Source organism: Muribaculum gordoncarteri (assembly GCF_004803695.1).
Lineage (GTDB): Bacteria > Bacteroidota > Bacteroidia > Bacteroidales > Muribaculaceae > Muribaculum > Muribaculum gordoncarteri.
This window is the reverse complement of the sequence record NZ_CP039393.1, coordinates 2,706,080-2,728,615: the sequence shown is the minus strand read 5'-3', so window position 1 is coordinate 2,728,615 and position 22,536 is coordinate 2,706,080. Positions and strand designations below refer to the sequence as shown.

At 53.2% G+C, this 22,536-nt stretch carries 12 protein-coding genes; 2 read left to right on the top strand and 10 right to left on the bottom strand.

The genetic code is table 11. The annotated features are described in order from the left end of the window. Positions 1-9 precede the first annotated feature (9 nt). Positions 10-1,329: a transposase gene (locus E7746_RS11945; RefSeq protein ID WP_136410946.1), complete on the top strand. Its 1,320-nt coding sequence runs from the start codon at positions 10-12 to the stop codon at positions 1,327-1,329. Positions 1,330-1,518: 189 nt separating this feature from the next. On the opposite strand, the gene E7746_RS11940 is transcribed toward E7746_RS11945, so the two are convergent. From E7746_RS11940 to E7746_RS11915, 6 genes are all read right to left on the bottom strand, one after another. Beyond that, positions 1,519-3,537, bottom strand: a complete 2,019-nt coding sequence (locus E7746_RS11940; protein WP_135946615.1) for a RagB/SusD family nutrient uptake outer membrane protein — start codon at positions 3,535-3,537, stop codon at positions 1,519-1,521. 48 nt (positions 3,538-3,585) lie between these two features. Next, a complete protein-coding gene (locus E7746_RS11935; protein ID WP_136410945.1) occupies positions 3,586-6,846 on the bottom strand; it encodes a SusC/RagA family TonB-linked outer membrane protein in 3,261 nt (1,086 codons plus the stop codon). 1,257 nt (positions 6,847-8,103) lie between these two features. After that, positions 8,104-10,113, bottom strand: a complete 2,010-nt coding sequence (locus E7746_RS11930) for an alpha-L-arabinofuranosidase C-terminal domain-containing protein (RefSeq protein WP_136410944.1) — start codon at positions 10,111-10,113, stop codon at positions 8,104-8,106. 102 nt (positions 10,114-10,215) lie between these two features. Then, positions 10,216-11,052 carry a hypothetical protein gene (locus E7746_RS11925; protein ID WP_136410943.1) on the bottom strand — a complete coding sequence of 279 codons (837 nt, stop codon included), beginning with the start codon at positions 11,050-11,052 and terminating at the stop codon, positions 10,216-10,218. Between the two features lie 37 nt (positions 11,053-11,089). After that, on the bottom strand, positions 11,090-11,530 hold the full coding sequence (locus E7746_RS11920) for a YtxH domain-containing protein (protein WP_136410942.1): 441 nt from the start codon (positions 11,528-11,530) through the stop codon (positions 11,090-11,092). A 126-nt stretch (positions 11,531-11,656) separates the two neighbouring features. Continuing rightward, entirely contained in the window at positions 11,657-12,127 is a 471-nt protein-coding gene (locus E7746_RS11915) for an Lrp/AsnC family transcriptional regulator (protein ID WP_136410941.1), read from the bottom strand. Positions 12,128-12,294: 167 nt separating this feature from the next. Here E7746_RS11915 and E7746_RS11910 point away from each other — a divergent pair, with 167 nt between their 5' ends. After that, entirely contained in the window at positions 12,295-13,587 is a 1,293-nt protein-coding gene (locus E7746_RS11910; RefSeq protein WP_135946621.1) for an O-acetylhomoserine aminocarboxypropyltransferase/cysteine synthase family protein, read from the top strand. Between the two features lie 118 nt (positions 13,588-13,705). Here E7746_RS11910 and E7746_RS11905 read toward each other — a convergent pair whose 3' ends face one another. From E7746_RS11905 to E7746_RS11890, 4 genes are read right to left on the bottom strand one after another with little or no spacing between them, the layout of a single operon-like run. Beyond that, entirely contained in the window at positions 13,706-15,616 is a 1,911-nt protein-coding gene (locus E7746_RS11905; RefSeq protein ID WP_136410940.1) for an arabinan endo-1,5-alpha-L-arabinosidase, read from the bottom strand. Between the two features lie 39 nt (positions 15,617-15,655). Next, on the bottom strand, positions 15,656-17,440 hold the full coding sequence (locus E7746_RS11900; RefSeq protein ID WP_136410939.1) for a RagB/SusD family nutrient uptake outer membrane protein: 1,785 nt from the start codon (positions 17,438-17,440) through the stop codon (positions 15,656-15,658). A 21-nt stretch (positions 17,441-17,461) separates the two neighbouring features. Beyond that, the gene (locus tag E7746_RS11895; protein WP_123395442.1) at positions 17,462-20,692 is read right to left on the bottom strand and encodes a SusC/RagA family TonB-linked outer membrane protein; all 3,231 of its coding nucleotides are present in this window, start codon (positions 20,690-20,692) and stop codon (positions 17,462-17,464) included. Between the two features lie 32 nt (positions 20,693-20,724). Then, positions 20,725-22,536: a RagB/SusD family nutrient uptake outer membrane protein gene (locus E7746_RS11890; protein WP_123395789.1), complete on the bottom strand. Its 1,812-nt coding sequence runs from the start codon at positions 22,534-22,536 to the stop codon at positions 20,725-20,727.

Genomic DNA, 22,536 nt, shown 5'->3' with positions numbered 1-22,536 from the left:
AAAACAGATATGACTACACAGCACCCAAAAGATAATGTAACAGCCATCGGGGTGATAAAAAACCTCCCATACGATAAAATCTCAGAGATAGCGGCCAAAACAAAGGTCGATTACAAAGCAAAAAAATTACGTGGAGTAGACATGATGGACGACTGCATATTTGCAATGCTGTCTTCATCTCAGGTCAGTCAAAGGATTATATCGATAAAAAATGGCATCCCGCTGATGACGGACACAAATGGCACCTCTGACAGCAAGCGCACAGTGGTGGTTCATTCATCTTTCAGCGAGCGGCTGACCAGGATAAATATAGATTTTTTCAAAGAGGCATATGCACTGATATGCTCCAAATATCTTAAGTATGTACCCGATGCTGTACTGGATGACATGCAAATAATACGCGTTGACAGCACCATGGTCGCCGAGACCTCAAACAAACTTGTGGAGGGTTTCTCTACCGGCATGACAAAAAATACATCTTCAGACCGGAGACAACTCAAGTACACCATGGCTTATAACGGACTCAACGTTGTGGCGGCCAATGTCTTTACAGAAAGGACATATTCTGCCGACAATGCCCCGATAAGCAAGACTGTGGCACAATGTCTGCGTAAAAGGGCGGGGATGTCGAATGGATATGTCTTTGACAGAGGCTTGAAGGATGTGGATGATTTCAAATGTATCGCGAAACTGACAAAACAGAACCGGGCCTTCTTCGTCGGGAGGCTCAACCTAAACCGCTGCACACAACCCGTAGAAACGATGTTGCCCGAAGACTCTGTGCTGGCAGACAATGAAGTGGTAGTGACCGCGGATGACAAGGGTTATCTCAGAGCCAAACAATCCGACAAATGGGATACCTCATGCCTTTACAGGATTATACGGGTTAGATTCAAGACACCGCGTCCGGAATCTCCACGAAACACCAGACGCCACGCCCGACACTATGATGACGAGATGGTCTTGATTACCAATAACTTTGAGAAAGATGCCATCGAAATTGTCCAATATTACCGAAGGCGCTGGGATATTGAGGTATTCTTTAAATTTCTCAAACAGGATCTGAGCTTTTCACATTTTATATCAACAAATGTACACGGAATACAGGTAATGCTGTATATGACCCTGATTGTCGCCCTGCTGGTTAAAATATATTCCATTGCCCATAATATGGGGCCACGCATAGCCAAACAGGCCATCATGACAGAATTGATTAGATATCAGACAGAAACGATAAAAAGACTTGAGGCTCAAGTAAAATCAATGAAATCAGAGGTCAATAATCTAAAAATCAAAATACTATCGTTACAAACCTCTTCCGACCACTAGAACCGCAAGGGGTTGTGGTTTGTGGGTGCGGGCCTTTCCACGGGTAGGCCTGCGGCCAACCCGCGGTTAAGTACATGTAATGCCTTCGACATAATGCAGGGTTGCGGGGAGTGGGAGCGAGGGTGGGAAAAAGGAGGCGGGGGCGGCCGATTGGCCGTCCCCGCCGGTAGGGTGTTGGAGAGTGGGTGTTTATACTACGTCTTCGTCGGCGACTGCGTCTTCCCAGTTGGTCCACATTTCAACTGATTCGTCGTATCCGTCGTAACCGTAGTTCTGACGGAGGGGCGCTCCGAAGTTGGCAGTGATCACGGAGTTGGGAACGGGCCAGAAGAGGTTGCGCTTGTCGAGCTGGTAGTTGAGGATTACCTTTGACACAATCTGGCCATGGTTGAAGAGGCTGTAGCGTGTGCAGCGCTTGAACCAGTAGCTACCTCCCGAAAGGTCGGTGCCGCTCTGCTTGTCCCAAGTGTTGAGGTCGTAGGTTTCGCCCCATTCGTCGGGCTGGCCACTGCGTGCAAGACACCATGAGATACGGGTCATTTCGGGCTGGCGCCACTCTTCGAGATAGAGCTCGCGAGCGCGTTCGTCGAGGATGTCGCCGATTGTCACGGTGGTGAACATCTTCTTGGCGTTGGCGCGTGCGCGCACCTTGTTTACATCCTGAGCTGCTCCTGAGGCGTTGCCCTGATAGAAGCGTGCTTCGGCGCGGAGGAGGTAGGTTTCGGCAAGGCGGAAGAGGTACATGTTGCCATTAGAGCAGTTGGCACCTTTGGTGGCACCGTTGAACTGGTCGGCTCCCATGTTGCCTGATGCGCTCTGGTCGAGGACATAGATCTTATACAAGGGAATGGGATACCAGCTGCGGATTGTGTCCTTGCAAAGGAGCTGACCTGCAGCGACAACGAGCTCGCCCTTGTCGTTGTAGTAGTCCTCATCGGCGTAGAGGCGCATGTTCTCGCCCTTGAAGTCGGAGTTGGGACGGTTGTAGCGGATGTCGGTCATTTCAACCCAGTTACCCATCTGACGGTTGTGACGGAGGTCCTGCTCGTCGAGCTCGCCGTCGTACATCCACAACTCGCGGTTGTAGTACTTGGATGTGCGGAAGCAACCGATGCCACGGCCGAGCACGCGGAGCCAGTCGAGATTGTCGTCATACTCGGAGCGGTTGCGTGCGAAGTTGTAGGTGGGCGAACCGAGTCCGTGGGGGTCGAGGATGTCGCCGTTGGACCAGTGTACTTCGGTGGCGCGCATTGTGGGATAGTAGGTGAAGTTCTGGGCGTTGAAGTTGAGGATGGGGAGGATGGTTTCGGTGTTGGCGGGGATTGCCACGTTTTCACCGCGATGGAGGTCCCAAACTACGTTACGCGATACTTCCCAAGTGTTGGGGTTGCCTGAGGGCACGAATGTACCGAAGGGCTGCTCCATGAGGGCGAGTCCGTGGTTCTCGATGAGGTCGGTTGCCATGGCTTCGGCCTTGGCGTATTCACCTACAGTGAGGTAGCACTTAATGAGGAGCTGCATACAAGCTTCCTGGTTTACCTCGCCGTAGTTGGGCATATCCTTCATCGAGGGCACATGCTTCACGGCAAACTCGAGGTCGTGAACAAGCATCTCGAAGATGGCCTGCTTGCTGGTCGACTTGTAGTTCTGCTTGGGCACCTGGATGATTTTGGTGATCAAGGGTATGTCGCCAAAGAGGAGCACCATGTGATAGTACTTGTAGGCGCGGTGGAAGTAGGCGCGGCCCTTGTAGGCGTCGCGAGTTACCTCGTCGAGCGATGTTACACCGTCGATGTAGGTCAACACGGTGTTGGCATACTTGATACCGTCGCAAGAGCGGTTGTAGAATCCAATCATTGAGTTGGAGTCGCCGTGAGTTGCCATACCGGAGGTGGGTGTAATCTTGTTGGCGATATCGTCCATTATACCGCCGCCGGCATCGGTCTTGGCATACAGGCCTATATCGGACATGAAATAGGTGGATGCGATGGGGAGCATGTTGCCGTTACCGTCCATGAGCATTTCCTTGTAGGACAAGTCGCAGCGGGCGAGCGCCGACTTAAGTCCGGCCTCGGTGTTGTAGGTTGTCGTGGGCTCATAGAACGACAGGGGGTCCTGCTCCAGGAATGAGTCGGAGCAACCGGCAAGCGCAGTCAATGAGGCGACACCGGCCAAGCACTTGATTATGTTGTTGTTTATGAATTTCATGTTGTTGTTTTATTGATAAAATGTTTATCTAAGTTACTGTAGTCGGGATTAAAGTGTGATGTTAAGGCCGAAGTTGAACTTACGGGTTGCAAGACCGCCTGTTTCGGGGTCGCCATACTCCCATCCTGAGATTGTGCAAACGTTGTTGCAGCTTGCAGTGATGCGGAGTTTCTCGATAGCCCACTGGCGAGTCCACTTCTGAGGAATTGTGTATCCGACAGTTATGTTGTCAAGACGAACGAAGTTGCGGTTGTAGAGCTTGCTTACGCCTCCTGAAAGACCGGTGTTGGGACCCTTTGCCTCAAGACGACCGTAGTCGTTGGTGGGATTGTCGGGAGTCCAGTACTTCTTGGCGGGCACGTTGAAACCGTTGGTGACAACCGAACCTCCGTTGTCGCTGTTGAGCCAGTATCCTGCAAGGCTCTTGTGGCCCATGTAGGAGTAGAGCGAGAAGGAGATTGTAAGGTCGTTCCAGAGGGTGAACTCGTTGCGCATGTTCCAGTAGATGGGAGGAGCGGTAGTGCCGAGGTAAACCTTATCGTTGTCGTTGTAAACGGGGATGCGGGTTCCGTCGTCGAGGATCTTGTCGTCGTCGGTGTAGTTGTTCTTAACCTTGATATCACCGGGTACCTGACCTACGAGTGCGGCGGCAGCGATGTCCTCGGGAGTGTTCTGCCAAACGCCGTCGGTTTCGTAGTACCAGATTTCACCGATAGGATGGTTGATGTACCAGCCGTTGGAAGTGTCGTCGCGCTCAACACCGTTCTCGTCGTAGTCGTAGTAGAGGTGCTTGATGCGGTTCTTGTTGTAGGAGAAGCCTACAGAGGTGTTCCACACTAAGTCGCGGTTCTTGATGTTGGTCGAGTTGAGCGAGAACTCAAAACCGGTGTTCTGCACTTCACCGAGGTTGGCAGCGATAGAGCTGAATCCGGTGAACGAGGGCAGACGCTGCGACATGATCATGTCCTTGGTGATCTTGTGGTAGAAGTCGAGGCTACCGGTGAGTCGGTAGTTCAGAATCGAGAAGTCAAGACCGACATTGTAGGCGTGAGTCTTTTCCCAAACGAGGTCGGGAGCACCGAGTCGGCTCATAGAAAGGGTGTTGACGATGACGGGCTTTCCGCTCTTGTCGAGGTAGGCCATGGGGCTTCCGAGAGTAAGGTTGGCAAGGGTCTTGTAGACATCGCCAAACTCGCGGTTACCGTTGGTACCCCAAGAGAGGCGCAGCTTGGCATTGTCGAGCCAGTCGCGGGTATTCTCCATGAATTTTTCCTCGGAGAAGTTCCAACCAAGACCAACCGAACCGAAGTTACCCCAAGGATGGTTGGCACCGAATCCCGAGTAACCGTCGCGACGGAATGTACCGGTGATCATGTAGCGGTTGTCGTAGCTGTAGAATACGCGACCGAGATAAGATGCTGCGGTGTAGTGGCTGTCGTAGGTGCTGAAGGAGCTTTGTTCCTTGTTGCCGCCGGCAGTGTAGTGGAATCCGAGCACATCGGTGGGCGTGATGTTGCGGGCGTAGATGTTGTCGCTCCAGTACTTGTGGTCCTCAGCTTCCTGAACGAGAGTTACAGTAAAGCGGTGGATGTCGGCGATTGTGCGGTCCCAGATAAGGGTGTTGTTTAGGTTCCAGTCGAAGTTCTTGGAGTTGCTACGGTTAACACCTCGGTCGGCGGGCGATGCTCCGGGGAGGTCGGCCGACATGTGATAGTAGTCGTGGTACCACTGCATGCGCGGGGTGATGTTGAACTGATAGGAGAATCCAAGGGGAAGGTTGACCTTCACGTTGAAGATTGAGTTCAACACGGTGTAACCGCGGTCGAGGTCGTAGTACTGATTGTCGAAGAAGTAGTTGTAACCGGCACCGTTGGCAGCAAAACCTGTCATAGGATACTGGTTGTAGCTACCGTCCTCGGTGTACATGCCTGCGTAGGGAGAGTTGCGGAGCATGTTGGCGTCCCAGTAGTTGGAGCCGAGCGATACCTGCATGTCGCCGTCGGAACGGTTCTGGAAGTTAACCTGTGCACCTACTTCGAGCCAGTCGGTAACCTGAGTGTGCAACTTCAAGCTTGCGCGGAAAGCGTCGTAGTCGTTACCACGCACAACACCTTCATTTTTCATGTAACCGATAGACATGTAGTAGTTGACGCGCTCCGAAGCACCCGAGATGCTTGCATTGTAGTCCTGGTTAAGACCGGTGCGGAACACGGCGTCGTTCCAGTCGTAGTAGTTGCCTGCGAGGAAGTTGGACATCATCAAGGGAGCGTTGTCCATAGACATACGGCGGGCGTAGAGCTCCAATGCCGATTCACCTGCAGCAGCACCGAAACCGGCTGCGCCGATGTTGGTCATCCAAGCTGATTGCTCGGCATCGCTCAGGCGAGAGGGATTGTCGAAGTAGCCTTTGGGATATAGGATGGGCTTGCCTTCGGCCTTGGTGTCGCGTGCATTGTAGTAGCCGTAGAGGCCGTCTTCGCCGATTCCGTAGGTGTAGTACATCTTGTACCAGTCCTCACGGTAGGTTTCCCAGTTTGTGCGGTCGAAGAAGTCGCGATAGGCCGACTTGGTGTTTACGGCGAGGTTGGCGCTCACGTTGATCACGGGCTTTCCTTCCTTACCTTTCTTGGTGGTGATGATGATTACACCGGCGGCAGCCTTGGCACCGTAGATGGCGGCTGAAGAGGCATCCTTGAGAACATCGATCTGAGCGATGTCGTCGGGATTGATTTCAGAAAGCTCGCCGTAGAATGCCATACCGTCGAGGACGATCATAGGGCTTGCATTGGTACCGAGGGAGTTCTGTCCGCGCAACTGGATTGAAGCGCTCTGACCCTTGGCCGATGCGTCGTAACCAATCTGCAGACCGGCAGTACCTCTAAGAAGGTCTTGCACCGAACCGGGATTGGTGTCGGCAATTTTTTCAGGATTGATTTGCACAACAGAACCTGTAAGGTCCTTCTTACGCATTGTGCCGTAACCAACTACAACGACCTCGTCGAGAATCTGAGAGTCCTCTTTCATCTCTATCTTGATGTTGTTTTGGTCAGTAATAGGCAGTTCAACAGTGACATATCCGATGTAGGATACCTGCAGGACATCGCCTTTTGACACGTTTAAGGCAAACTGACCGTTGATGTCGGTCATAACACCATTATTAGGATCACTCTTGACTTTCACGGTAGCACCTATCAGAGGGTCCCCAAGTTCGTCCAGCACTTCTCCCTTTAGAGAGTACTGTTGCGCACTAAGGCTTACAATTCCAACAAGGAGGAATGTCAGCCACGTAATGAATCGATGTTTTTTCATTGGCAATTAATAATTACTATATTTAACTAAATGCTTCTTGTAAATTTTACAATCCCCTTTACAATCTTTTTCACCTTAGAAATAGTATTCATAGTACGTTTCCTTACACGACAAGAGCGTTTAAATGCTTGTCGAAAACCTGTTTCGGATAGTTCCGATTGCCTGTTAACTCTTAAATATCGTCAAATCAATTTTTGCATCTCTTACCAAGAGATACTTAAATCTGCCGCAAAGATAGTTATTTTTTTGAAAACAATACATTTTCACCAAAAAAATTATAAATAAATTTTTCGATTTTAATACTGTTTTATCAAATTGTTGATTTTGTACATCCTTAATTTATTGGAATATAATCAAGTGAGGAGCTAAAGTATCTCTTGGTAAGAGATTTTTATCTTTTTACGTTAAAATATGACAGAGGGGACTTATTGTAAAAAGTAAGATAAGCTTAGCGTATCGTTTATTCCTAATAATGACGCATATACTATGGCGTCGAGCGCGACCTGATCAGCGCGATTTTTATACATTATCTATTTTGGAAGTAGGGCGGCTGTGCGGCCGGGGCATGGGTTGGGCCTATGGGCTCCCCGCGGTTTCACACATGTAATGCCTGACGGCATATACGTGAGTGCTAAATTGGGTGTTATTGGGTGGAGCGTTTTATTGGGCAGCTAACGCAGCCCTCTTTCTTTTTTATGGCTTTTTTATACCCGTGCTGCGGACGCCTAACGGCGACCTTGCGCGGGCCTAACATTATTGAGCAGCTAACGCAGCTCTACGCTAACGCGGGGGTCTGCTGGCGTGTGGTGTGCGCCCTGCGCTGCGCGGGGCGAAAGCGTGGGGATATGTGGGTGCGTGGAGTGCAACCGCAGGGGTTGTAGGGTGGGTACGCTGTCTATCCACGGGTGACGCTTCGCTCACCCGCGGTTAAGGTGATATATCAAGAGGCTACCTCTTGTGGGTTGCATCAGTATCGGCGGATGGATTGGTGCAGAGATGTCGAAGCTCACAAGATTAAGGAGTATTGGGAGCGGAGATGTTTTTGCGGGCGTGTGGGGTGCGGATTGAAGGTGTAGTAGGTTTATGTCTGCGGATGATTAGGAGAATGTATTTGTTTATGTTTTTATTTGATATTTTTAGGTCTATCTATGATGCGACTTGTTGTGTGAGGGAGCATAAGGTGCTGTAGGTGGCGGGTATATATAAAAAGCGGGATGCACCTCGGTGCATCCCGCTTTTTATGGGTTGGTGGGGGTGTTACAGCTTGATGGTGTACATTATGAGGCTGTGGGCGGGAACTTCCACGTTCATTTTCTTGCTTACCTTCACATCTTCCTTTACAGGGCTGACGGGGTGCTTGTCGTAGTTGTTCTCGTCGTCCAAGTTGCCGCTCAGGATTGTCTTGACGGCGTTGGGCTTAACTGAGAAGCGTGACAGGTCGATATTTACCGACTTGGGCGCATCGGTCATGTTGGCCAACTTGACATAGAGCTCGCGCTTGTTGACATTCAGAATCACCGACTGTCCCAAGAGATGGTTCTTGAACTCGTCGTCGCCATCGGCAAACTTCACGCAGTCGCCGTAGAAGTACTGACCGCTCGACTGTCCGAACATCTGCTGTACGTAGTAGCTGCAGGTGAGGAAGGGACGCTCGTTGTCGAAGTAAATCAGGTTGGGGTTCCAGTTGGTGTTGTGCTTGTAGGCAAACAGAGGTGCGTAGGAGGTCATCACTACCTTGTCGGCGTTGCGCTCTACATGCAGCAGGTAGATGGCTTCGGCAAGGGCGTCGCCCCACTGGTTCTTCTCGCCGTGGCTGTGGTCCTTTACGCTGTATTCGCCGAGATATACCTTGCACTTCTTGTCCTTGTAGAAGTCGCTGTCGTACTGGCGTGAATCGATGTACTGCTGACGGGGATCGTAGTAGTGCTCGTCGATGATGGGAAGACCGATTTCTTCAGCCAGCTTCCAAGAGTTCTCGTAGTCGGGATTTCCGGGATGTGAGCCGGGACCGGCAGTACCCACGATTACAATTTCGGGATGCTTCTCCATTATCTTGTTGTACATATACTTGAAGCGCTCGGCAAATTCGGGGGTGATTTTCTCTTCGTTACCGATGCCGAGATACTTCAGGTTGAAGGGTTCGGGATGGCCTGCAGCGGCACGAACGGCACCCCACTTGGTGTTGACATCGCCGTTGGCCCACTCGATGAGGTCAAGGGCATCCTGTACCCACTCGTCCATATCCTCCATGGCAACGACTTCCTGGGCCTGGTTCTTCATGCCCCAGCCACCGTTTACGCCCTGACAGCTTACACCGCACGGCAGAATGGGAAGGGGCTGCATGCCCATGTCCTCACATAGCTGGAAATACTCGAAGTAACCGATGTCCATGCTCTGGTTGTAGCCCCAAGTGTTCTTGAGTGACTTGCGGGTTTCCTTGGGTCCGACGGTGGTCTTCCAACGATAGGTGTCCCAGAATCCGTCGCCACCGCCATGAACCACACAACCGCCGGGGAAGCGCATGAAGCGGGGATTCAGGCCTTCCAAAGCTTCGGCCAAATCCTTGCGTATGCCATGTCCGTGGTAGGTGTCCTGGGGTACGAGGCTAACCATGTCGATGTCCAACTCGCCTTTCTCAAGCATGAGTATCTGCAGGTCGGCATCGGGGCAGTTCTCCGAGGGAGTGAGTACGGCAGTGTACTTCTGCCACTCCTTGTCATATACATTGATGGTGGTTTCGGCGAGTACCTTGGGCTTGCGGCCGGGGGTTGCCAATACGATGCGCACGGGCTTTGCCTTGCCGCTGACATTGCGCATGAAGATGCTGAAGTCATACTTTTCACCGGCCTTCACGTTCATGCCGTTGAAGCCGTTGTTCATCAGGCCCACGCCGGTCCATCCGTCGTAATCTTCGTAGTGACCGATGCGCTCGGCATAGATGCGCATATAGGTGGGATTGTTGGCATGGATGGGGTTCTGATGACCGTCAACGATGTAGCCGGCTGAGTGACCGGGACGGAGGAAGCGCCAAGAGGTGCCGGGTCCCCATCCGTCGCGAACCATTGGGCTGTACTCGAAAGAGCCGTTCTGAACCAGGTTGGCGTTCAAACCGCCATCGGCCGAGTAGCTGATGTCCTCAAAGAAGATACCAATCAGCTCGTCGCTGATCTGCTTGCCGCCTTGAGGGGCTGTCATGGGCTTCTGTGCCGAGGCTGCCACGGATAAGGCTACCGCCACGGCTCCCATTGAAAGATGTTTGATGTTCATTGTGTAATGATATGGTTAAGTTAATGGTGATTTATTAAATGTGTTATCAAATTTAGCTAAAAATCCTGAGATTTTAAGAATTGTGTGAAAAGGAAGGCGTTTTTAACAAAGTTTTAGACCAAGTTGTCCAATATTCGTTAATGCTTGGGAGCGGAGGTGCTTCTTGAGGCGGTTGGCCATGGGCTTGAAGGTGTAGTAGGTCATGCCGGCGTTTATGGGTGCACCGATTAGGGGAACGGCTTTGCCGATGCCTTTGGCGAGGCTTTCCTTTGATATTTTTATGCCTATCCATGATGCGACTTGTCGCACGACGGAGTAGAAGGCGCTGTGGGTGACGAGTTTTTCGGGGATGTTGCGGATGAGCTGGTCGGATAGTTTGGCGAGGATTGCGTTGATGGCCTTGCCGGCCTCCTTGCAGCCCATGGCCACGCCTACGAATAGTGTGAGCACCTGGAGGGTCGCATCGTCGATTTCACCCTTTTTGTCGCGGATGTCGGGCCAACCGTAGATGTACATCAGCTTCTGGCTCAGGGCGAGGATGTTGCCGTAGAATTGCGCGAGGTCGGCGGGAATGGCCAGTGCGAGTCCGAGTCCACCGGGCACTCCGGCAACGGCGGCAATAGAGCAGGCAACGGTAGTCTGGTAGTTTATGCAACCGGCGGCTACGTGGTCAAGTGTTTCGATGGGGATGAGATTGTAGGTTTTTTCTTCGCCGGAGATTATTTTTTCGATTGTCGCGGGCGCACAGTAGTGTCCGAGCTCTTTTTCAAGGAACTCGGCTCGTGACACTTTCACCACGTTCAGCCGCATGGCGGCGCGTAGGGTCTTGCCCCATATTTTTACAGCATCCATCACTACTATAACAAATGAACAGTGGAAATTATTGTGAAAAACGGCGAGGGTGCCGATGAAAAACGCTGTGCCATCAATTAATGACACAGCGTTGTATTTGTTTTCAAAACTCGAAGTGACAAGTTTAGTTTTTGAGCTTGTCGGCGAGGGAGTGGGCGGCGTTGGCTGTGGAGTCGAGTGCGTTGGCGGCAATGTCCTTCACGTGGTCGAGAATGTTTCCGCTCTTTTCAGCTACCTGGTCCTTGAGGTCGCCGAGCTTGTCGGCAGCCTGCGATGTGAGGTCGGCGGCTTTGTCCTTCAGGTCGTCAAACTTGTCGGAAGCCTGATCCTTGAGGTCGCCCAGCTTGTCGGCGGCAGCGTCCTTAATATCGTTTATTTTATCGGCAGCAGCGTCTTTTGCGTCATTGATTTTGTCGGCGGCAGCGTCCTTGATACCTGCGGCGGCATCCTTAGTTGCTTCAGCAGCGGCTTCGGCACTCACTTTTGCCGCATCGACACTTACATCGGCCGCGTTCTTTGATATTTCAGCGGCCTGCTTTGAAAGGTTTTCCTTATTCAGTTCCATAATCGAGAGTTTTTAAGAGTTTCAGCTATGTAAACACATCGGATTATGGCAAAGTTGATGCTTATAGCAATTGTTAACTTAGATGCACATTCATTTAGAGCCGGTTCAAATATTGGGGTGCAGGGTCTAAATGGGTATTGAGTAGTTGTGTTTCACCTCCGACATGACGAAGGTTGACTCCACCGAGCCGAGCGACTCGATGGCGCCAAGCTTGTTGAGGAGGAAGTCACGGTATTCGCTCATGGAGGGCGCATAGATTTTGAGGAGATAGTCGCAGGCTCCCGACACGTTGTAGCACTCGGTGACCTCGGGTATTGCCAGGATGCGTGACATGAAGTCGTTGGCGATGTCACGGTTGATGTGACGCAGCTTCACCTGACAGAACACGACAAATCCCTGTCCGAGCTTGTCGGCATCAAGGACTGTGACATAACGGCGTATGTAGCCTTGCGACTCAAGGCGACGGAGCCGCTCGAATACCGGGGTGGGAGAGCGGTGAACACGCATGGCTATCTGTCGCACGGTGAGTCGTGCGTCACTTTGCAATGCACGAAGGATGTCGAGGTCGACATTGTCGATGGATTCGGTGGGTGTCATGATGATTTATTCTGTTTTTTCGGGCCGACGGGGCGGCATAGGAAACATATTTCAATGTTTTGAGGTCAAAATTAGTCATTTATTCCAAAGTAATGCGGTTTTATTGAATAAAAAATCGGGCACATGTAAATTTGCAGCATAAACAACAACTAAAAATTGATACAACAATGGCTTTAGACAGAAACAGACTACACTTTGAAACTCTTCAGCTTCATGTGGGACAGGAAACACCCGATTCATCAACCGGCGCACGCGCAGTACCGATATATCAGACGACATCCTACGTATTTGAAAATTCGGCGCAGGCCGAGGCGAGGTTTGCCCTTCAGGACGCAGGCAACATCTACGGTCGGCTCACCAACAGCACCCAGGAGGTACTTGAAAAGCGCATCGCCGCACTTGAAGGCGGTGTTGCCGCACTGGCTGTGGCCAGCGGAGCCGCCGCAATAACCTACGCGCTGCTCAACATAACGCGCAGCGGCGACCACATTGTGGCGGCCAAGACAATCTACGGAGGCAGTTACAATCTTCTCGACCACACACTGCCCTCCTATGGGGTGACGACGACATTTGTCGACCCGAGCGATGTCGGCAACTTCGAGAAGGCGATAACTCCCGCGACCAAGGCGATATTCATAGAAACGCTCGGAAATCCGAATTCCAACATCATCGACATAGAGGCCGTAGCGGAGGCGGCTCACCGTAACGGCATCCCGCTTATTGTCGACAACACATTTGCCACACCCTATCTTGTGAGGCCAATCGAGCTCGGCGCCGACATAGTGGTTCACTCGGCAACCAAATTCTTGGGCGGTCACGGCACATCGCTGGGCGGCGTGATTGTCGATTCGGGACGATTTGATTGGAAGGCTTCGGGCAAGTTTCCGCAGCTTACCGAGCCCGAGCCGTCGTATCACGGTGTGCGCTTCATCGATGCGGCCGGAGCGGCAGCCTTCGTGACGCGTGTGCGTGCGGTGCTGTTGCGTGACACCGGCGCTACGATAAGCCCCTTTAATGCTTTCCTGTTGCTGCAAGGTGTGGAAACATTGTCGCTGAGAGTCGAGCGTCACAGTGAAAATGCGCGCAAGGTGGTGGAGTATCTTGCCTCACATCCCAAGGTGAAGCGTGTCAATCACCCGATGCTTGCCGGGCATCCCGACCATGAGCTTTACAAAAGGTATTTTCCCGAGGGAGGAGGTTCGATATTCACATTTGAACTCGACGGCGGAAAGGAGGCGGCTCACCGCTTCATCGACTCATTAGAAATATTCTCGCTGCTTGCCAACGTGGCCGATGCCAAGAGCCTTGTGATACATCCGGCATCGACAACACATTCGCAGCTCAACGAGGAGCAGCTCGCCGAGCAGGGAATAACTCCCGGCACAGTGAGGGTGTCGATAGGAACGGAGCATGCCGACGACCTGATAGCCGACATAGCTCAGGCACTCGAGCAGGTGTGACACGACATTGACAGCTTGAATATCTATTATACGGCGAAAGCGCCGGGCCTCCGCGGCTCGACGCTTTCTTTCAATTGAAACGATTTTAAAAGTGGAGAAAAATTGTATCTATTGATTATTATGATTTTTTACCCCAATAAGTTTTGTCGGCGGTAACACCGGCATATACGATTGTGGCTTTTCTCTCCTCGGATTCCCAATCACACTCGCGCTGGATGTATAGCTCCACGCCGTTGATTGTGAGAATCTGATTCTCGGCATCGTATTCCCAGTCGCTGCCTTCCCAGGGACCAGAAGCAACCTTGTGGTCGGCGGTCAGCACCATGGGAGCGGCTTCCTTCTGAGTACCGTAGGCGTAGCTGAGGTCGATGTGCTCCCAAGTTCCGAGAAGCTCCTCGGTGGTGATGGGAACATCGGGCACTGCTCCGTAACGTTCGGGCATCACGAGGGGCCAGCCGTCGTTGGTCCAGCGAATCTTGCGCACGTGACCTGTCATTAGGGCGTTGCTGAACTCATTGCCGTTGACACCTGCGGGGAGTCGGCCCTGAGAAGCGTAGTACCAGTTGCCGTTTCCGTCATCGAACACAGCGCAGTGGGCGATACCTACCCAGCCGTTGCTGTTGCTGAACTTGTAGGGATGGGTTACTACGGGGAGTGCATCGCCACCGGTGTTGGTGACATCGGTTCCGTCGATGCCTACGTAGGGACCTGTGATTGAAGTAGAGCGAACGACACGAGTGTTATAGGCAACATCGAGAGCGTCGTAAGCGAGGAAGAGGTAGTAGTAGCCGTCGCGATAGATGATTTCGGGACCTTCGGAAGCCTGCCAGCGGTTGCCCATCTGGCGGGTTGCAATGAGTTGTCCGTAGTTGGCGATTGCGGCATCGTCGTCACCCCAGGGGTTGCCGAGTGCGTTTAAGGGCATTCCGGTAGCGGCATCAACCTGCACTGCTGCGATACCCGAGTTCCAAGAACCGTAGATGAGCCAGTGCTCACCGTTGTCGGCGATGATGTAGGCCGGGTCGATGGCGTTCCACTTGTAGTAGCAGTTGGCCCAGTCGTTGGGGGCGATGTTGAAGTTGAGACCCTTGTCGGAAGCGTTGGTGATTACATATCCCTTGTCGACCCAATCGTCGTTGTTGGCGGGATCGCTGTTCTCCATCATACCGATGAATGAGCGTTCGCCCCAAGAGTTGTCGCCATTAAGGGTGCCGGGGCACACGATAGAGTAGTACATGCGGTAGAGGCCGTTGTTGACGCGGCGCACCACGGGAGCCCAGTAACCGAAATCGTTAGCGTTGGGAGTAACTGCGGGGAGTCCCATAGCCTCACGAATCTCGTTGAGCTTGGGAATTACCCATCCGGGAAGTTCCGACATTGTTCCGCCGAGGTATTCCCAGTTGATGAGATCCTTGGAGCGGCGAGCGTGGAAGTGTCCGCCCGCTACGTGTGCGTTACCGTAGGAAGCGTCGGTCTGATACATGTAGTAGTAACCGTCGTCGGCTTTCACAACACTGGGGTCGTGAACGTTGGCGAGGTTCCACTTGTCGCGCTGATCCCAGCCAGCGAAGTCGACATAGTAGTCGGGGTGCTGAGGGCCGCGATAGGAAGCGAGCTGCTCGTCCATAGTGCCTTCGGCAGTGGTTACTTCAAATTCCTGAGAGTAGACGGCGTGACCTTTGTATTCGCTCACGAAGGCCTTAACGTAGTAGGTTGTGTTGGGCACGAGGTCCATGAGAGTTGCAGTGACAACGTTGTCGTTGACTTCGCCCTTGATTACTGTACCGTAGATGGTGGGGTTGGGCTTCAGGCTATAGCAGTAGCCTGCGTTGGTGTAGACAGCATTGGCGCGAGTGTCGAAGTTGGTGCTGAGCGCAATGTAGGTAGCTCCTACCTCGGTAGCTTCGGGCATTGCCACGGCCACGTTCTCGCCATCGACAAAGACTATGTCGTCATCGTCGTTGCAGGCGCCCATGAATAGGGCGACTGCTGACAATGTGCTATATAGCAATATTTTGGTTAGTTTCATTTTGTTCTTGAAAGTATTAGTGTGTTAAAGCTAACATTATTAAAGTTCCCAACCGGGGTTCTGTACGATACCTGCCTTGCGCACTTCATCGTAGGGGATGGGGAAGAAGTAGTTCTTGGGGCTGTTGAATGTGCGGCGACCATCGACGCGGCTTGTGCCGTAGTTGAAGGTAGTGTTGGTGTTTTCGCGCACTTCAACACCGTAGAGAGTGAACACCTGACGGTAGCGGGGAAGCGATGACTCGGCAGCTGCGTTGCGGTTTTCGTCGAAGAGCTTCCAGCGACGCTCGTCGAAGAAGCGGTGATCCTCGAAGCAGAGCTCGATGCGGCGCTCGTTGCGGATGCGCTCACGGAGAGCCGACTGGTCGAGTCCGCGAGAGCGGAGCGAAGGCATGTTAACGCGAGCACGCACCTGGTCAACGTAGTCGTAGGCTTCGCTTGTGCGACCTGCCTCGTTGAGGGCCTCGGCAGCGTTAAGAAGAATCTCGGCGTAACGGAAGATGGGGCAAGCCACCTGAACCGAGTTAACGGTACCGTCCCAAGGAATGTTGTGAGTGTACTTCATCGAGTAGTAACCGGTGGCGGTACCGCCGTTACCACGAGCGTAGTCGGCACCAACACGGCCTTCGTCGTTGTTAACATCGACGGGACGGGCCTCGCTGCCCACACCCCAGATCATGCCGTGGTGGATGATTGTCTGGGTAAGACGGGGGTCACGGTTAACGTAGGGATTCTGCTCGTCGTAGGAGGGGTCCTGGTCGATGGGGAGTCCGTTGGCAGTTTCGTAAGCGTCAACGAGGTTCTGAGTGGGATTGAGGTATCCGGTTGCGCTGATGGCTCCGGTGAATCCGCAAGGAGCGTTGAAGAACACGAGGTTGAGGGTGTTCCAGGTCGAACGGCTCAGGATGTACTCGTTGTTGTGAGAGGGGTTGGTGGTGAAGCACTGATAGTAGTTCTTCGACGGATCGTTGTCGGGAGTAGTGTAGAGGCGGTAGGGGTTGCTCTGACGATTGTTGGCGTTGATGAAGTCGAGAGCTGCGTTAGCTGCTTCGGTCCAGCGGGCCTGATCGTTGCCGGGGTTGTGGAGGGGCGATGCGCGATAGAGAAGCGCACGGGCCTTGAGAGCGTAAGCGGCAGCACCGTTTACACGACCCCAGTTTTCATTTTCGCTTGCATAGCGGAAGGGAAGAGCATCCTTGTACTTGTCGCACTCGTCGGCAATCCACTTCAAGGCATCGGCTGCGGGCATACGCTCGGGAATCACCGATGAAGGAGTGAGGATGATGGGAGCGCCGTTTTCGTCGTCGGTCACCATGGGGGTGTCGCCAAACCAGCAGATGAGGTCGAAGTGCATGATGGCGCGGAGCATGTGAGCCTCCGCAATCATACGGTCGTAGAGGCGGTTGTCGTCGCCGGGCTTCTCGGCGTTACCGATAACGTCGGGACGAGCGTTGGTGAGGAACTGGTTGCATGAGCGGATAGCTGCATAACGCGAAGTCCAATAGTCGTTGGCAAACCAGTGGTTGGTGGCGTCGTAAGCATCGGCCATAACCGAGTGGTAGCGAGCCACACCCCAGTAGTCGACAGCGTTGTCGGTCATACAGTCGCCCGAGAGGCGGAACTGGGTGTCGCTATAGCCACGGAAAGCGTCGGGCAAGCAATTGTCATACATCTTTGCAAGGAATCCGCGTGTGCGATCGAAGTCGGAGAACACGTTATCGGCCTGCAGGGTGAGGTCAACCTCCTTGTCGAGGTAGTCGCTGCATGATGCTCCCCCGAAGGAGAGCACCGCAGCTACGTATAATGCTATTTTATTGAATTTCATAAGTTCTGTAATTTTCATGAATTAGAATGCAACGTTTAAACCGAAAGAGAATGTACGGGTCTTGGGATACCACCAGCAGTAAGACATGGGCTTCTCGGGGTCCATACCCTTGGGGAGATGGCTGAATGTGGCGATGTTGTAAGCGCTGAAGTAAACGCGACAACGAGTCATGTAAGCCTTAGCGATGAGCTTTTTGGGAAGTGAGTATCCGAACTCGATGTTACGCAGTGCAAAGTAGTCGCCGTTCATGATCCAGATGTCGTTCTGGTAAGAACCGTTGTCACGTGAAGAGTCCTCGGTGTTGAACGAGTAGCTCAGACGGGGATACTTTGCGTTGATGTTGCGCGGGTCGTTGGGATCGTCGGTGTAGTAACCCCAAGCGTCCTTTACAGCGTGGGTTGAGTTGTTGGAACCCCATTCCGAGAAGGTCATAGAGGGTGACAGGAACACTGAACGGTTGAGGTAGGCTGTACCGATGACGCGGAGGTCAAATCCGGCATACTGAGCCGACAGTGAGATCGAGGGAGTCAATTCGGGGATGATTGTGTAGCCGAAGGGCTCCATGTCGCGAGAGTCGATTATGCGGTCGCCGTTGAGGTCCTTGAACACTGCGGTACCGAGTTTCTGGCCACCACCCGAGAAAGAGTTGTAGGGGTACTTTTCGGGGTGATCGATTGCATCCTGCTGTGAGGTTGAAATCAGGTTGGGATCCGATGCCCACTGCACGAAGCGGTACTGATTCCATCCACCGATTGCCGAGCGGTTTTCCCACTCGTAGAGCGATGACACCGAAGCGTAGTCAAAGATGCGCTTTCCGGTCTTGCGCTGCCACTCGACAGCGGGTTCGGGCTCGTCCATCTCGGTGATCTTGTTGGTGTTCCACGAGAGAAGACCTTCGATAGAGTAGGTAACCTTTCCAATCTTGTTGGTGTGGCCTATTGTAAGCTCAAGACCCTTTGACTCAACCTTACCGTAGGAGTCCTTGGCAAATGTGATACCGAGGATTGCGGGGTTGGTGGTGCGGTCGACGAGGATGTCGCTACGCCACTCCTTGAACATGTCGAATGAACCGTAGAGTTTCTTGCCCCAGAAGTCCCAGTCAAGACCTACGTTTACCATCTTGGAGATTTCCCACTTGTTGTTGGGGTTACCGGCGGCACTTTCGATGTAACCGGGAATCCAAGTTGCACTGTTTTCACCGAATCCGTATCCACCGTTGGACGAGTAGGTCGACTGGTAGGGATAACGGCCTGCACCGGTGTCGCTCATACCTGCCTTACCGTAGCTTGCGCGAAGCTTGAGGAGGTTGATGTTGTCGTTGCGGAGGAATGACTCTTCCGAAGCCACCCATGCTGCACCTACGCCCCAGAATGTATCCCAGCGGTTGTCGGGTGTGAAGTTATCGTTACCCATGCGCGAGATGCTTCCGTTGATGACGTAGCGGTTGTCGAAGATATAGGTTGCTGCACCGTTCCAAGAGAGGTAACGGTCAGATGAGTACATACCGTTGTCGGAGTTGGCCTCACGCACGTTAAGACGCTGCTGATAGGTGCGCACAAATGCGTTGGCATCGATGTGGTGCTTGCCGAATGTGCGGTCGTAGCGGAATCCGTAGCGGAGGTTGATGGTCCAGGAGTTGGCACGCTCGTTAGCCGAGGGGTTAGTGAGCTCCGAGTATTTGCGGGTCTGAGTATAGGTGAAGTCCTTTACATCGGTCACGGCCATGTTGGTGAAGTCGTAGCTGTAGGCATCGACACCATTGGTCTGAGTCGACTGGAATACATCGAATGCGTCGAAGCTTATGACGAGGTTGGTGCTAAGACCCTTGGTGATGGGGCTGAGGTCGCCGTTAACGTTCAATGTAGAGTAGAGCTGGCGGCGGCGGTTACGCTCCTGACCCGATGAACCGAGCTGGTAGATGGGGTTGCTTGCGCTACCGTCGACATAAAGCTCGCCGTTGGGACAGTAAACGGGACGCATGGGGTCGGCCTCCACGGCACCGAATGTAGTGAGGTCAAACACACGGGTGGTGGGCTGGAGGATGTTGTCGATACGACCTCCAAGGTCAAGACCTACGCGGAGATACTTGTTGACATTGATGTCGAGGTTGCTTCGGAGGTTCCAGCGGTTGAGAGTGTGCTGGGTGGTGAAGCGGTCGTTGAACTTGGTACCTTCGCTGTTCCACATACCTTCCTGACGGAGGTAAGAGAACGACACGTAGTAGCGGGCGCGGTTGTTACCACCTGAAATCTGGAGGTTGGTCTTAACTACCGGAGCTGTTTCGCGATAGAGAACATCAAACCAGTTGGTGTTGAAGTAGCGGTAGCGGTCCATGCCGTCGAGAGTTTCACCGTTGCTTACGCGACGATACTTCTCAATCTGCTCGGCGGTGTAGAGGGGCTCGCGGCCGTCGAGGTAACGCACCTGGTTGCGGGTGAGGGCGATGTTGTAGGAGTTCTGGTTCTCAACCTTTCCGGTAAGAGTCTGGAATCCTATTTCCTGAGTGAACTCGATGTTGGTCTTTCCGGCGTCGCCACGCTTGGTGGTTACGAGGATGACACCGTTGGCACCGCGCATACCGTAGAGAGCGGTAGCGGCAGCATCCTTGAGCACTGTCACGTTGTCGATGGGGAATGCATCGAGGAACGAGATGTCACGCTCAACGTTGTCCACGATTACCAGCGGGCTGCGGGCAGCCGAGTTGAGGGTGCGGACACCGCGGATGTACATTGCGGTTTCCGACCAACCGGGCTCGGATGATGCCTCATAGGTCTGTACACCGGTGAGGAGTGAGTTGAAGGCGTTCTGGAGCACGGTCACGGGATAGCGCTGGAGCTCCTGTCCGGTCACCATTGAGGTAGACTCGGTCATGAACTTTGAGGGCTTCTCGGCGAAAGCTACCTGACGGAGATGAGCGTAAGCGTCGTTGTCGGGTTCAAGAGTTATGACGAGGGGAGTGTCAAGATCCTCGATTGTCACGATGTTGGTGAGGAAGCCGATGCACTTTGCGTTGACTTCATCGTCGTAGCCGGCATCCTTGAGGACGAAGTTACCGTCCTGGTCGGTGAGCACGATGCGGCTCTGCTCGGCAAGGTTTACCACAGCTCCCGGAATGGGATTGCCTTCGGGATCGACAACGCGACCCTTTACTTCTCGACCTCCGGCAGCCGACATAGCGAGCGTGCTGCCCAGAAGCACTGCGGTCAGAAGGTATTTACCTTTAGCTGACAAATATTTTATGATGTTATCCATAATTGGTCTAAAAATAAAGCGATTTAAGATTTTTACCATCCGGGATTGTTTTCAAGACCGGTTTTCCATACTTCCTCCTCAGGGATGGGATAGAGGTACATCTTTTCGTCGAAAACGCGAGCCTGAGCCACCTTGCGGGTGATCTTGTAGTTGCCGGGTACGAAGTCGTAGTCGGCATCGGTAGCGTTTCCAACACGGGTCACCGTAACACCGTAGATGGGGCGAGAGAGAGCCTCTACAGCCACATTCCAGCGGCGAACATCCCAAGGACGATGCTCCTCGAACGCGAACTCAACAGTGCGCTCCTTGCGGATGAATCGACGGAGAGCATCCTGATCCTGAAGGTCGGCGCGGTCGGCAACGTTACCGGTAATGCCTGCGCGGTGACGAATCTGGTCGAGGAGGTCGAACACTGTAGCTGAGGGACCTTGAGCTTCGTTGAGAGCCTCGGCGTAGTTGAGGAGAATCTCGGCGTAGCGGATGATGGTCCAGAGTCGGTAGGCGCTACCTGCGTGAGTACCTGAAAGGATTTCGGCGGGAATGTACTTGGCCATGTAGTAGCCTGTGGGGGTCGAGTTGGCGTTACCTGCGGGGTTGTCGGCCATACCGTATATTACGTTGATGCGGTTGTCGGGACGAACGGTACTGTTACCCCAGGCAAATCCGTGGTGAAGCACTGTAGCTTCGAGGCGCGGGTCGCGGTTGCTCCACATAGCCTCGTCGTTGTAGCCGCTTGCGGGATTGACGGTGGGAGTTCCGTTGACATATACCGGAGCACCGGTGAGGTCATACTGAGCGAAGGGTGACGAACCGTCGGCCATGTCATACATGTCGACAAGATTCTGCGAGGGACAGTTACCGCCCGAGCCGCCTTCGCCTACGGGAGAGTCGAGGCTGATGCCTCCCCATCCGATGGTAACATCGTTGCGGAAGAAGATTACCTCATGGTTATTGCCGGTGTAGTGAGTGCGGAGCACTGCATTGCGATAGTTGGTTCCACCGGGGATGTTGTCCTCCTGATAGAGGGCGAAGTTAGCGCCGTAGTCCTCGATGAAGCTTTTGGCAGCGTCGGCAGCATCCTGCCAGGTTATGCCTGACTGAGCCGCGTAGCGGGGCGATGCCATGTAGAGCTTGATGCGTGATGCAAGCGCACGTGCCATGGGCTGAGAGAGGCGACCGCTCTTGGTCGACACGAAGGCTTCTTCGTAGGGAAGCATGTCGGGCTCGGCCTCCTTGAGTTCGTTGAGGATGAAGTCAACAACATACTCCTTTACAGTGGGGCGCTTGGTGTAGGGTGTAATCATGTCCTCTTCAGGATCGAGAACCTCCTTGATGATGGGTATAGGACCGTAGCGGAGGAACATTTCCCAGTAGAAGTAGGCGCGGAATGCACGGGCCTCGGCCACCATTGTGCGACGGAGGGCAAGGTTCTCCTCCTCGGTCTTGGTGATGTCGAAGGGCACGCGGTCGATGCCTGTGATTACACGGTTGCACTTGCGGATTCCGCGATAGCGCGACTCCCAAGTAGAGGTGAGCTCGTCGGCGCCGCCACCGGCATAGTAGTTACCGATGTTGAACGAAGTGCGGGTACCACCGTTGGAGTAGGATGTTTCAGCAAGGTCGGTTGCTGAATCAAGCCAAGAGTTACCGATGCGCAGAGCTCCGTGACGGAGGAAGTTGTAAGTGTCGTTGTGGAAGTACTCAAACATACTCCAGTTTCCGTAGGTCTTGTCCTCGGTGAGCTCGTTGGAGGGCTGCTTCTCAAGGAAGTCACCGCAAGAAGCGAGCGACATTGTTGAGCCGAGAAGCACCACAGCAGCTATATTTTGGATTGTTTTTTTCAT